Genomic DNA, 13,192 nt, shown 5'->3' on the forward strand with positions numbered 1-13,192 from the left:
ACCGCCTCGCTCCACGCCGGGCCGGGCATAGCGCCGTACCTGAGCGTGGGCCCCAGGCCGCTGGACCACTTCCGGATCCTGTTCGTCTGCACCGGGAACATCTGCCGCTCGCCGATCGCCGAGCGGCTGACCCGGCGTGAGCTGGACACCCGGCTGAGCCCCCGGGTGGCCGGGCGGATCCTGGTCGAGAGCGCCGGCACCTGGGGCCACGAGGGCGCGCCGATGGAGGACCACGCCGCGACCGTGCTCGACGAGTACGGCGCCGACAGCGGGGGCTTCACCGGCCGCGAGCTGCTGGACGAGCACGTGGTCGAGGCCGACCTGGTGCTCACCGCGACGCTGGACCACCGCGCCCAGGTGATCTCGATGGGTCACGAGGCGGGGCTGCGCACCTTCACGCTGAAGGAGTTCACCCGCCTGGTGCGGACGATAGACCCGGGCACCCTGCCGGACCCCCGGCGCGGTGCCGACGTCACCGAGCGGGCCCGCGCGCTGGTCCGGGCGGCCGCCGCGCTGCGCGGCTGGCTGCTGGCCGCCACGCCGGAGTCGGACGAGCTGGACGACCCGTACGGGGCGCCGATCGGCATGTTCCGCAACTGCGGCGAGGAGATATTCCATGCGGTCGACCCGGTGGTCACCGCGCTCACCGGCGTCCCCGCGCCGCGCTGACGTCCCCGCGCCGCGCCGACCCCGCGGGCGGGCGCCGAGGCGCTGAATGGGGCCGTCCGGCCGTGGCTCGGCGGGCCGGGCGCGGTCGGCGGTCCTACGCTGGGTGACACAGTCCCCGCAGCGCCCGGGAGCCCCGCCATGACCGTCACCGATGCCGCGACCGACCCCACCACGACGACTGGGCGCCCCTGGGCGTCCGAGGCGCTGCACCGGGCCGATCCGCAGCTGGCCGACCTGCTGGCCGCGGAGGCCGAGCGGCGCGCCGAAACGATCCAGCTGCTGGCGGGGGAGAACCTGACGACCCCCGCCGTCCTGGCGGCGCTCACCGGCCCGCTGATCGACAAGTACGCCGAGGGCTACCCGGGTCGCCGGCACCACACCGGCTGCGCGCTGGCGGACGCCGCCGAGTTGCTGGCGATCGACCGGGCCCGCGAGCTGTTCGCCGCGCCGCACGCCAACGTCCAGCCGCGGTCGGCGACTTCGGCGATGCTGGCGGCGTACGCGGCGCTGCTGCGGCCCGGCGACGGAGTGCTGGCGATGTCGCTGGAGCACGGCGGCCACCTCAGCTGCGGCTCGCGCGCCAACTTCTCCGGGCGCTGGTTCGCCTTCACCGGCTACGGCGTGCGCGAGAGCGACGGGCTGATCGACCTCGACCAGGTCCGCGACCTGGCCCGGGAGCACCGTCCCAAGGCCATCGTGGCGGGCTCGATCTCACACCCCCGGCACCCGGACTGGGCGGCGTTCCGGGAGATCGCCGACGAGGTGGACGCCTATCTGATCGCCTCTGCCGCGCAGATCACCGGGCTGATCGCGGCCGGGGTGGCGCCCTCCCCGGTGCCGTACGCGGACGTCACCGTGGCGGCCACCCACAAGCTCCTGCGCGGTCCGCGCGGCGGGCTGCTGCTGTGCACCGCGGAGCTGGCAGAGCGGATCGACCGGGCGGTGTTCCCGTTCAGCCAGGGCGGTGCGGCGATGAACGAGGTGGCCGGCAAGGCGGTGGCCTTCGCGGAGGCCTCCGGGCCCGCGTACCGGGCGTACGCGCAGCGGACGGTGTCCGGGGCGCGGGCGCTCGCCGACGGGCTCGCGGAGGCCGGGATGCGCCCGCTGACGGGCGGTACCGACACCCACCTGGTGACCGCCGACGTGAGCCCGCTCGGGGTGACCGGCGCGGAGGCCGAGCGGCGCTGCGCGGCGGCCGGGCTGCTGCTCGGCAAGTGCGCGCTGCCGTACGACCCGGCGCCGGCCGCCGAGGCCTCCGGCATCAGGCTGGGCACGGGCACGGTGACCAGCCAGGGGATGGGGGAGCCCGAGCTGACGGAGATCGCCGGGCTGATCGCGCGGGTGCTCGCCGGGGGCGCGGTCGCCCCCGCCGCGGCGCGGGTCCGGGAGCTGGCGCTGGCCTTCGCCGACCGTGCCTGACGGAGGTTCTTCGCGGGTATCCGGATCTCCTACCCGGGAGGGCGAACCGCGATGCACGGTCCCGGCGTCCGACTCAATAGGGTGTGTGCCGTGGCGACGCACCTCGAACCCCGGGAAGGCAGGGGAGTACCTTCGGTACTTCCCCGTTCGACAGTGATGCAGGAGGCCAGTGGTGCGTGAGTATCTGCTGGTGCTGTTCTGCACCGCCGCCGTCACCTACCTGCTGACCGGCCCGGTCCGGAAGTTCGCCATCGCGGCCGGCGCCATGCCGCCGGTGCGCGCCCGCGACGTGCACCGCGAGCCCACGCCGCGGCTCGGCGGCATCGCGATGTTCGGCGGACTGTGCGCGGGCATCCTGGTTGCCTCCCAGCTCGACAACCTGAGCAAGGTGTTCTCCCAGGGCACCGACATCCGCGCGCTGCTGTCCGGCGCCGGGATCATGTTCCTGCTCGGGGTCCTCGACGACAAGTGGGGCGTGGACGCGCTGGTGAAGCTCGGCGGCCAGATGATCGCCGCCGGTGTGATGGTCTGGCAGGGCGTCACGGTGATCACCCTTCCGGTGCCCGGTGTCGGCCCGGTCGCGGTCAGTCCGACCCAGGGCATGGTCATCTCGGTCACCCTGGTCGTCGTCATGGTCAACGCGGTGAACTTCATCGACGGCCTGGACGGCCTGGCCGGCGGCATGGTCTGCATCGCCGCGATGGCCTTCTTCCTGTACAGCTACCGGCTCTGGTACGGCTACACGATCACCGACGCGGCCCCCGCCGTGCTGTTCAGCGTGCTGCTGATCGGCATGTGCCTGGGCTTCCTGGCGCACAACATGCACCCCGCGCGGATCTTCATGGGCGACTCCGGCTCGATGATGCTGGGCCTGATGCTGGCCGTCGCCGCGATCTCCATCACCGGCCGGGTCGATCCGGACCTGATCAGCAACGAGACCGGTTCGCAGACCGCCGCCGTGCACGCCCTGGTGCCGATCTACATCCCGCTGCTGCTGCCGCTGACGGTCATCGCGCTGCCGCTGGCCGATTTGCTGCTCGCGGTGGTGCGCCGTACCTGGGCCGGCCAGTCCCCGTTCGCCGCGGACAAGCGCCACCTCCACCACCGACTGCTCCAGGTGGGCCACTCGCACAGCCGCGCCGTACTGATCATGTACTTCTGGGCCGCGCTGATCGCCTTCGGTTCGGTGGCCTTCTCGGTGACCAACACCGGCCGCACCGTCGTCCTGACGCTCGCCGGGCTCTGCCTGGTCGGCCTGGTGGTGCTGCTCACCCCGCGGTTCCGGCCGCGCGCCCCGCGGGCGGTGCAGTCCTTCGTCCCCCCGCGCTACCGTCGGCAGCAGAACGGTCCGATGGCCGAACTGTCGGCGAAGGACAAGCAACTCCTCGGTGAAGCCGGCCGGGACGGCTCCGGCGTGGGCTCCACCGCGGTCGGCCCCCACCACAAGGCCACCGGCCGTCACTGACAAGGGAGTTGAGGGTCCATCCGATGGCGTTCACTCGAATGGCGGATCCGTTGCGCCGTTGGTGTGACAGGTGCCACATATTCATGGTAAAGCTCTCATCAAATAGTTTGTGATACCGTTCACGAGTACCGAGAACACGCCGAAAGACCTGACAGGTGGATGACTTCCGTCCCTGTCGGTCTCCCTCACCGGGCCCGCCGTTCCGATGGGCGGTCCGCGGCGATGCCTCGGTCCGGTGTCACCCGCCACCGCTGTGCCCGTCCCCCGCCACATCGACATGCCGCCGGAGCTGCCGACATGCCGTCCACCGACGCCCGGATCCTCCGAGGCGCCGCGATTCCCACTGCGGCCGCCGGGATCATCGCCATGGCGATCTCCTTCGCCGTCGCCGGTGGGAAGGGCCTGCTCGGTGCCCTCTTCGGCGCGCTGCTCGTGATGGCCTTCTTCGCCTCCGGCCAGTTCGCGCTCGACCGGCTGACCAGGTCGAACCCGCAGATCATGATGGCCGCGGCGCTGCTGGTGTACACCACGCAGATCCTGCTGGTCGGCATCGTGCTCGCGGTCTTCAAGAACACCGACCTCTTCAACCGGCAGGCCTTCGCCTTCACCCTGCTCGGCTGCGCCCTGATCTGGACGGGCTTCCAGGTGCGTGGCGCGCTCAAGGCCAAGACCTTCTACGTCGACCCCGACGCCTCCGAAAAGAAGGGCGACAAGCCCTCCGACAAGGGGCGTCAACAGTGACGAGGCCCAACTGTCCCCCCAACGAGGGGGGCGGTGTTTATGCCGCGCTGACGGGCTGCTATCGTCCGTCGCAACAACGGAGTACGGGAAGAGGCCAGGTCTGTCCGGACAGCGGACGGATCGCCCCCCGGATCCGCGCAGTCTTCGATGATCCCGCTGTGGTGCTGTGCGCCGGCGCGCGGGGTCGGCGAGAAACCCATCAAGTTCCAGTGCCGCTCCGTGGCCGCAGGCCACGCCGACACACCGAGGTTGCCGTATCCATGCGTCACGACGAAGGAGTCCGTGGTGAGTGCTGAACTCACGTCCCTCGCCTCAGGCAGTTGCCACTTCGGGGACGCTGGTTGCGGCTTCCCGGCCCCGGGCCTGAACGAGTTCCAGTTCAAGCCGATCTTCACGATCGGCAGCATCGAGTTCAACAAGCCGATGCTGCTGTCGATCATCGTCGCGCTGCTGGTCGTCGTGTTCTTCTGGGCCGCTTTCGCCAAGCCGCGCTTGGTCCCCGGCAAGCTGCAGCTGGTCGGTGAGATCGGGTACGACTTCGTCAAGCGCTCCATCGTCCTGGAGACGATCGGCAAAAAGGGCGAGAAGTACGTCCCGATGCTGGTCTCGATGTTCTTCTTCATCTGGTTGATGAACATCATGTCGGTCATCCCGTTCGCCCAGTTCCCCGTGACGGCGGCGATCGCGTTCCCGGCCGGCCTCGCGGCGGTCGTGTGGGTCACCTACATGACGCTGACCTTCAAGAAGCACGGCTTCGTCGGCGGTTTCAAGAACCTCTGCTGGCCCTCGGGCATCCCCGGCTGGGTCATGTTCATCCTGGTGCCGATCGAGTTCTTCTCGAACATCTTCGTGCGCCCCTTCACGCTCGCGGTCCGAGCCTTCGCGAACATGTTCGCCGGTCACCTGCTGATCGTGATGTTCTCCATCGCCTCCTGGTACCTGCTCAGCCCGACCCTGGGCGCGCTGTACGGCTCGGCCTCGTTCGTCGTCGCCGTCGCGCTGACCGCCTTCGAGCTGCTGGTCCAGTTCCTGCAGGCCTACATCTTCGTGATGCTGGCCAGCAGCTACATCGCCGGTGCCCTCGAAGAGTCGCACTGAGCCAGGGGGCCTCGGCCCCACCCTGAACCAATCTCCCGGATCGCCCGGTGGCCAATCACCACCGGTTCACCACCCTGCAAAGGACAACGTCAATGAGCATCCTCGCTGAGGGCACTGTCTACGGTTCCGTCGCCTCCATCGGCTACGGCCTCGCCGCCATCGGCCCCGGCATCGGCGTCGGTCTCATCTTCGGTAACGGTGTCCAGGCCATGGCCCGTCAGCCCGAGGCCGCCGGTCTCATCCGTTCCAACATGTTCATCGGCTTCGCGCTGACCGAGGCGCTCGCCCTCATCGGCATCGTCATGCCGTTCGTCTTCGGCAACAAGTAATCCCGCCGTAGACCCTTTCTGAGGAAGGTCCAGATATGAGCATGGCGATCGTCCAGCTCGCGGCCGAGGAGAAGATGAACCCTCTCCTCCCCGCGTGGCCCGAGATCATCATCGGCCTGCTCTGCTTCTTCATCGTCTTCGGTCTGCTCGGCAAGAAGCTCCTCCCCAGCATCGAGAAGGTGCTGTCGGAGCGCCGGGACGCGATCGAGGGCGGGATGGAGCGCGCCGAGGCCGCCCAGGTGGAGGCCCAGGCCCTGCTTGAGCAGTACCGCGCCGAGCTCGCCGAGGCGCGCCACGAGGCTGCCCGCATCGTCGAGCAGGCTCGCGAGCAGGGTGCCGCCCAGCTCGCCGAGATGCGCGAGGAGGGCCAGCGCCAGCGCGAGGCCATCGTCGCCGCCGGTCACGCCCAGATCGAGGCGGACAAGAAGCAGGCCACTGCCGCCCTGCGTCAGGACGTGGGCTCGCTGGCGACCCAGCTGGCGTCCCGCATCGTGGGCGAGTCCCTGGAGGACCACGCCCGGCAGAGCGGCGTCATCGACCGCTTCCTGGACGAGCTGGAGGCCAAGGCCGCCGTTGCTCAGGGTGCGGCCAAGTGATCGGCGCCAGCCGTGAGGCCCTCGCTGCCGGCCGGCAGAACCTGGAGAGCCTGACCGACTCCACCTCGGTGGACGCGGCCAAGCTCGCCGAGGAGCTCACCGCCGTCACGGCCGTGCTGGACCGTGAGGTGTCGCTGCGCCGAGTCCTGACGGACCCGTCCCGGTCCGGCCAGGACAAGGCCCAGCTGGTCACCTCGCTGCTGACCGGCCAGGTCTCCGGCGAGGCCGTCGACCTGGTCTCCGGCCTGGTCCGCTCCCGCTGGTCGGGCTCGCGCGACCTGGTGGACGCGACCGAGCAGCTCTCCGCGTACGCGGAGATCATCGCCGCGGACAAGGCCGGCGTCCTGGACGACGTCGAGGACGAGCTCTTCCGCTTCGGCCGGGTGGTGAGCGGCGCGCACGAGCTGCGCGCCGCGCTGACCGAGCCGAAGGCCGGAGCCGTCGCGAAGGCCGAGCTGATCAAGAAGCTGCTCGGCGGCCGCGCCAACGCCGGCACCGTCCGGCTGGTCACCGCCCTCGTCAACGCGCCGCGTGGCCGTAGCCTGGAGCAGGGCCTCGAGTCCTACTCGAAGCTCGCCGCCGCACGCCGTGGCCGCGTGGTGGCCCTGGTCACCACCGCGGTGCCGCTGTCGGACACCCAGAAGGAGCGCCTGTCCGGTGCTCTGGGCCGGATGTACGGGCGCCAGGTCCACCTGAACATCGACGTCGACCCCGAGGTCGTCGGCGGCGTCCAGGTGCAGATCGGCGACGAGATCATCAACGGCACCGTGTCGAGCCGCCTCGAAGGCGCTCGCCAGTCGCTCGAAGGCTGAGCACCGAAGCAGCACATCCGACCCTCGGTCGGGAAACCGGCTCCCCAAGGAGCCGGCACATCGTACGGCCGGTTCGGAAGACCCGGCCGAGAGTCGAATACTTGCGGCCCTCAATGGCGGGCCGAGGATCGCAAACTAGGAGAGCAGGGAAGCCTGATGGCGGAGCTTACGATCCGTCCGGAGGAGATCCGGGACGCGCTGGCCGACTTTGTCCAGTCGTACCAGCCGGACGCCGCTTCTGTGGAAGAGGTCGGCACGGTCACTGACGCGGCGGACGGCATCGCACATGTCGAGGGCCTGCCCTCGGTCATGGCGAACGAGCTGCTGAAGTTCGAGGACGGCACGCTCGGCCTCGCGCTGAACCTCGACACCCGCGAGATCGGTGTCGTCGTCCTCGGTGAGTTCGGCGGCATCGAAGAGGGCCAGACCGTGCGCCGCACCGGCGAGGTCCTCTCGGTTCCGGTCGGCGACGGCTACCTCGGCCGCGTCGTGGACCCGCTGGGCAACCCGATCGACGGCCTGGGCGACATCGCCGCCACCGGTCGCCGCGCCCTTGAGCTGCAGGCCCCCGGCGTCATGGCCCGCAAGTCGGTCAAGCAGCCGCTGCAGACCGGCATCAAGGCCATCGACGCGATGACCCCGATCGGCCGCGGCCAGCGCCAGCTGATCATCGGTGACCGCCAGACCGGCAAGACCGCGGTGGCTGTCGACACGATCATCAACCAGCGCGACAACTGGCGCTCGGGCGACCCGGAGAAGCAGGTCCGCTGCATCTACGTCGCCGTGGGCCAGAAGGGCTCCACCATCGCGTCCGTCCGCGGCGCCCTGGAGGAGGCCGGCGCGCTGGAGTACACCACCATCGTGGCCGCTCCCGCCTCCGACCCGGCCGGCTTCAAGTACCTCGCCCCGTACACCGGTTCGGCCATCGGCCAGGAGTGGATGTACGACGGCAAGCACGTCCTGATCATCTTCGACGACCTGTCGAAGCAGGCCGAGGCCTACCGTTCCGTCTCCCTGCTGCTGCGCCGCCCGCCGGGCCGCGAGGCCTACCCGGGTGACGTCTTCTACCTGCACTCCCGCCTGCTGGAGCGCTGCGCGAAGCTGAACGACGCCCTGGGCGGCGGCTCGATGACCGGTCTGCCGATCATCGAGACCAAGGCCAACGACGTCTCGGCGTACATCCCGACCAACGTCATCTCGATCACCGACGGCCAGTGCTTCCTGGAGTCCGACCTGTTCAACGCCGGCATCCGCCCGGCCGTGAACGTCGGTATCTCGGTCTCCCGTGTCGGTGGCTCCGCCCAGATCAAGGCCATGCGCTCGGTCGCCGGCCGCCTGCGTCTGGACCTCGCCCAGTACCGTGAGCTGGAGGCCTTCGCCGCCTTCGGTTCCGACCTGGACGCGGCCTCCAAGGCCCAGCTGGAGCGCGGTGCGCGCATGGTCGAGCTGCTGAAGCAGGGCCAGTACCAGCCGTTCCCGGTCGAGGAGCAGGTCGTCTCCATCTGGGCCGGTACCAACGGCAAGCTGGACGACGTCCCGGTCGCCGAGATCCGCCGCTTCGAGCGCGAGTTCCTGGACCACGTGCGCCTGCAGCACAAGGACCTGCTCGCCGGCATCGTCGAGACCGGTCTGCTGGCCGACGGCACCGTCGACGCGCTGACCAGCGCGATCGAGGCCTTCAAGCAGGGGTACCAGACCGCTGACGGCAAGCTGCTCTCCGAGCAGGCCTGAGTCCGGTAGCGAGGGAAAGGACGTAACGACCCATGGGAGCACAGCTTCGGGTCTACAAGCGCCGGATCCGCTCTGTCACCGCGACGAAGAAGATCACCAAGGCGATGGAGATGATCTCCGCGTCGCGCATCGTCAAGGCGCAGCGCGCGGTGGCCGCCTCCACTCCGTACGCCGATGAGCTCACCCGGGCGGTGACGGCGGTGGCCACCCGGTCCAACGCCAAGCACCCGCTCACCACCGAGAACCCGAACGCCAAGCGCGCGGCGGTCCTGCTGATCACGGCGGACCGCGGCCTGGCCGGAGGCTACTCGACCAACGCCATCAAGGCTTCGCTGGTGCTCGCCGAGCGCCTGCGGTCCGAGGGCAAGGACGTGGTGGCGTACATCATCGGCCGCAAGGGCGTCTCGTACTACACGTTCCGCGGTCTGGCGATCGAGGGCTCGTGGACGGGATTCTCGGACAAGCCGACGTACGGTGACGCGAAGACCGTGGCGGCCGACCTGATCGAGGCCTTCACGGCCGAGACCGGCGGTGTGGACGAACTCCACCTGGTTTCCACCGAGTTCGTGTCGATGCTGACGCAGAACGCGGTCGAGGCGCGGCTGCTGCCGCTGAAGCTGGACGAGGTCCAGCTCAGCGACCAGACGCCGGCCAAGTCGGAGATCTTCCCGCTGTACGACTTCGAGCCGTCGGCGGAGGGCGTCCTGGACGCCCTGCTGCCGCGGTACGTCGAGAGCCGGATCTACAACGCGCTGCTGCAGTCGGCCGCTTCCGAGCACGCCGCCCGCCGCCGCGCGATGAAGAGCGCGACGGACAACGCCGGCGAGCTCATCAAGTCGCTCACGCGGCTTGCCAACTCGGCCCGTCAGGCCGAGATCACCCAGGAAATCAGCGAGATCGTCGGCGGTGCCAACGCCCTCGCCGACGCTAGCCGCGGGAGCGAATGAGTATGACCACCACTGTTGAGCCGACCACGGCGACGGGCCGCGTCGCGCGGGTCATCGGCCCGGTCGTCGACGTGGAGTTCCCCGTCGACGCGATTCCGGACATGTACAACGCCCTGCACGTCGAGGTGGACAACCCCGACGGCACGGGCAAGAAGACCCTGACCCTCGAGGTCGCCCAGCACCTCGGCGACGGCATGGTCCGCGGCATCTCGATGCAGCCGACCGACGGCCTGGTCCGTGGTTCGCAGGTCTCCGACACCGGTGCGGCGATCTCCGTCCCGGTCGGCCAGATCACCAAGGGCAAGGTGTTCAACGCCCTCGGTGACGTGCTGAACGTCGACAAGGACGAGTTCGAGTCGCAGGTCCAGGTCCGGTGGCCGATCCACCGCAAGGCCCCGGAGTTCAAGGACCTCGAGTCCAAGACCGAGATGTTCGAGACCGGCATCAAGGTCATCGACCTGCTCACCCCGTACGTCACGGGTGGCAAGATCGGTCTGTTCGGTGGTGCCGGTGTCGGCAAGACCGTTCTGATCCAGGAGATGATCTACCGCGTCGCCGAGAACTTCGGTGGTGTGTCGGTGTTCGCCGGTGTCGGCGAGCGCACCCGTGAGGGCAACGACCTCATCGACGAGATGGTCGACTCGGGCGTTCTGGACAAGACCGCGCTGGTCTTCGGCCAGATGGACGAGCCGCCGGGCACCCGTCTGCGCGTCGCGCTGTCCGCGCTGACCATGGCGGAGTACTTCCGTGACGTCGAGAAGCAGGACGTGCTCCTCTTCATCGACAACATCTTCCGGTTCACCCAGGCCGGTTCCGAGGTGTCGACCCTGCTCGGCCGCATGCCCTCCGCGGTGGGCTACCAGCCGAACCTGGCCGACGAGATGGGCCTCCTGCAGGAGCGCATCACCTCGACCCGCGGTCACTCGATCACCTCGATGCAGGCGATCTACGTCCCCGCGGACGACCTGACCGACCCGGCGCCGGCCACCACCTTCGCCCACCTGGACGCGACGACCGTTCTGTCGCGCCCGATCTCGGAGAAGGGCATCTACCCGGCCGTCGACCCGCTGGACTCCACGTCCCGCATCCTCGACCCGCGGTACATCGCGCAGACCCACTACGACACGGCCATCCGTATCAAGGGGATCCTGCAGAAGTACAAGGACCTCCAGGACATCATCGCGATCCTCGGTATCGACGAGCTGTCCGAGGAGGACAAGGTCACGGTGCACCGTGCCCGCCGCATCGAGCGCTTCCTCTCGCAGAACACCTACGTGGCGAAGCAGTTCACCGGTGTCGAGGGTTCGACCGTGCCGCTGTCCGAGACCATCGAGGCCTTCAACTCGATCGCGGACGGCAAGTACGACTCCGTCCCGGAGCAGGCCTTCTTCATGTGCGGTGGCATCGAGGACCTCGAGAAGAACGCCGCCGAGCTGGCGAAGAAGTAATCGCGGCCGGTAGCAGCTGTGCGTGACCGTGAGGGGTGGCCCCCGAGCCTGGGGACCACCCCTCGCGGCACATCGGCTGTGATTCCGGTCAAATCCGTGCCGCCGGTTTCATGCCGGGGGCGCGGGGCCGTTATTCTTACCGAAACTCCCGAGTAATCGGGCGTTGCATGAGCCTAGGAGCCCACGTTGGCTGAGCTGCACGTCGAGCTGGTCGCAGCCGACCGCAAGGTGTGGTCCGGTGCGGCCACCATCGTCGTCGCCCGTACGGCCTCCGGTGACACCGGCATCATGCCGGGCCACACCCCGGTGCTGAGCGTGCTGGAGACCGGTCCGGTCACCATCCGCACGGTGGACGGCGGCACCGTGATCGCCGCGGTGCACGGCGGCTTCATCTCCTTCGCCGACAACAAGCTGTCTCTGCTCGCGGAGATCGCCGAGCTGGCGGACGAGATCGATGTCGCGCGTGCCGAGCGCGCACTGGAGAAGGCCAAGTCGGGCCTGGACGAGCACGCCGAGCGGCGCGCCGAGGTCCGTCTGTTCGCGGCGCGCGGCCTCAAGGCCCACGTCTGAGTGCGCCGGACCCCGGCTTGGCGGGGTCGACCGACGGTCCCGGGGACGCGTGAGCGTGACCCCGGGACTGTCGTCGTAGTTGGTAGGTCAGCGCGGTCGCTTGATACGACCGCTACGGGGAACGCGGGTAGCGAGGAGGTGGGTGAGCATGGTCCTCGCGCTTGTGGTGTGTGCGGCGGTCGTGGCCCTGGGTGTGATCGGGCTGATGGCCTTCGCCGTCCGGCGCCGCCTGATCCAGCGGGTCGGCGGCACCTTCGACTGCAGTTACCGGCTCAAAATGCCGGCCGACGCCTCGACGCAGCCCGACCTCGACGAGAACGGCAAACCCACCTCAGCTCCGGTCCCCCCGACCGACGGCAAGGGGTGGGTTTTTGGTATCGGCCGGTACAGCGGTGACTCGATCGAGTGGTTCCGGGTCTTCTCGTACGCCCCGCGGCCGCGCAAGGTGCTGCCGCGCCGGGAGATCGAGGTGCTCGGCCGGCGCTACCCGGAGGGCCAGGAGGAGCTGGCGCTGCTGTCCGGCTCGGTGGTGCTGCGGTGCCTGCACAACGGGGCGCCGCTGGAGCTGGCGATGAGCGAGGACGCGCTGACCGGCTTCCTGGCCTGGCTGGAGGCCGCCCCGCCCGGCCAGAGGGTCAATGTCGCGTAGCGACGGGGCCCTCGGACGGGGGTGCCCCCGGCCGGAGGCTGGGGGAGGGTCGATGCCGCGCAGCGGCCTGCCGACACGCCCGGGGACCTTCCGAGGCGGGGTTAACGGCGCCTAACCCGGCGGCTACTCTGGCCGCATGGTCAATCTGACGCGCATCTACACCCGTACCGGCGATGACGGCACCACCGCGCTCGGCGACATGAGCCGGACCAGCAAGACCGATCCGAGACTGGTCGCGTACGCGGACGCCAACGAGGCCAACGCCGCGATCGGCGTGGCCCTGGCCGTCGGTGAGCTGCCGCAGGACATGACGGCGGTGCTCGTCCGGGTCCAGAACGACCTGTTCGACGTCGGCGCCGACCTGTCCACCCCGGTGGTGGAGGACCCGAAGTACCCGCCGCTGCGGGTGCTGCAGTCCTACATCGACCGGCTGGAGACGGACTGCGACGAGTACCTGGCGCGGGTGGAGAAGCTGCGCAGCTTCATCCTGCCCGGCGGTACGCCCGGGGCGGCCCACCTGCATCTGGCCTGCACGGTGGTGCGGCGGGCCGAGCGCTCGACCTGGTCGGCGATCGAGGAGCACGGCGACAGCGTCAACCCGCTGACCGCGAAGTACCTCAACCGGCTGTCCGACCTGCTGTTCATCCTGGCCCGGGTGGCCAACAAGGAGCGCGGGGACGTGCTCTGGGTCCCGGGCGAGAACCGCTAGGAACATGCC

At 69.5% G+C, this 13,192-nt stretch carries 14 protein-coding genes; all 14 read left to right on the forward strand.

From position 1 onward, the window contains the following. Window positions 1-27: 27 nt before the first annotated feature. Window positions 28-669 (forward strand): arsenate reductase/protein-tyrosine-phosphatase family protein, encoded by a 642-nt coding sequence (locus tag ACWGJO_RS02395; RefSeq protein ID WP_355252781.1) that lies wholly within the window; start codon window positions 28-30, stop codon window positions 667-669. Between the two features lie 138 nt (window positions 670-807). Next, a complete protein-coding gene (locus tag ACWGJO_RS02400) occupies window positions 808-2,088 on the forward strand; it encodes a serine hydroxymethyltransferase (protein ID WP_452181765.1) in 1,281 nt (426 codons plus the stop codon). Between the two features lie 172 nt (window positions 2,089-2,260). After that, window positions 2,261-3,553, forward strand: a complete 1,293-nt coding sequence (locus tag ACWGJO_RS02405; protein ID WP_452181766.1) for an MraY family glycosyltransferase — start codon at window positions 2,261-2,263, stop codon at window positions 3,551-3,553. A gap of 297 nt (window positions 3,554-3,850) precedes the next feature. Then, a complete protein-coding gene (locus ACWGJO_RS02410) occupies window positions 3,851-4,294 on the forward strand; it encodes a hypothetical protein (protein WP_359899964.1) in 444 nt (147 codons plus the stop codon). 285 nt (window positions 4,295-4,579) lie between these two features. Then, window positions 4,580-5,392, forward strand: a complete 813-nt coding sequence (gene atpB / locus ACWGJO_RS02415; protein ID WP_452181767.1) for a F0F1 ATP synthase subunit A — start codon at window positions 4,580-4,582, stop codon at window positions 5,390-5,392. Window positions 5,393-5,484: 92 nt separating this feature from the next. Then, window positions 5,485-5,721 (forward strand): ATP synthase F0 subunit C, encoded by a 237-nt coding sequence (gene atpE, locus ACWGJO_RS02420; RefSeq protein WP_030282059.1) that lies wholly within the window; start codon window positions 5,485-5,487, stop codon window positions 5,719-5,721. 35 nt (window positions 5,722-5,756) lie between these two features. Continuing rightward, the gene (locus ACWGJO_RS02425; RefSeq protein WP_387729979.1) at window positions 5,757-6,317 is read left to right on the forward strand and encodes a F0F1 ATP synthase subunit B; all 561 of its coding nucleotides are present in this window, start codon (window positions 5,757-5,759) and stop codon (window positions 6,315-6,317) included. Beyond that, a complete protein-coding gene (locus ACWGJO_RS02430) occupies window positions 6,314-7,129 on the forward strand; it encodes a F0F1 ATP synthase subunit delta (RefSeq protein WP_359899958.1) in 816 nt (271 codons plus the stop codon). The genes ACWGJO_RS02425 and ACWGJO_RS02430 overlap by 4 nt, the downstream gene beginning before the upstream one ends. Window positions 7,130-7,285: 156 nt before the next feature. Continuing rightward, complete coding sequence (gene atpA / locus ACWGJO_RS02435; protein ID WP_359899956.1) at window positions 7,286-8,860, forward strand: F0F1 ATP synthase subunit alpha; 1,575 nt, start codon at window positions 7,286-7,288, stop codon at window positions 8,858-8,860. A 32-nt stretch (window positions 8,861-8,892) separates the two neighbouring features. Then, complete coding sequence (locus ACWGJO_RS02440; RefSeq protein ID WP_359899954.1) at window positions 8,893-9,807, forward strand: F0F1 ATP synthase subunit gamma; 915 nt, start codon at window positions 8,893-8,895, stop codon at window positions 9,805-9,807. 2 nt (window positions 9,808-9,809) lie between these two features. Further along, window positions 9,810-11,255, forward strand: a complete 1,446-nt coding sequence (gene atpD / locus ACWGJO_RS02445) for a F0F1 ATP synthase subunit beta (RefSeq protein WP_359899952.1) — start codon at window positions 9,810-9,812, stop codon at window positions 11,253-11,255. A gap of 186 nt (window positions 11,256-11,441) precedes the next feature. Then, window positions 11,442-11,825 (forward strand): F0F1 ATP synthase subunit epsilon, encoded by a 384-nt coding sequence (locus ACWGJO_RS02450; protein ID WP_401048964.1) that lies wholly within the window; start codon window positions 11,442-11,444, stop codon window positions 11,823-11,825. Between the two features lie 148 nt (window positions 11,826-11,973). After that, on the forward strand, window positions 11,974-12,474 hold the full coding sequence (locus tag ACWGJO_RS02455; protein ID WP_030057523.1) for a DUF2550 domain-containing protein: 501 nt from the start codon (window positions 11,974-11,976) through the stop codon (window positions 12,472-12,474). A gap of 136 nt (window positions 12,475-12,610) precedes the next feature. Then, the gene (locus ACWGJO_RS02460) at window positions 12,611-13,183 is read left to right on the forward strand and encodes a cob(I)yrinic acid a,c-diamide adenosyltransferase (RefSeq protein WP_452181768.1); all 573 of its coding nucleotides are present in this window, start codon (window positions 12,611-12,613) and stop codon (window positions 13,181-13,183) included. Window positions 13,184-13,192: the final 9 nt, after the last annotated feature.

The sequence above is a fragment of the Kitasatospora sp. NPDC054795 genome (genome assembly GCF_053611565.1).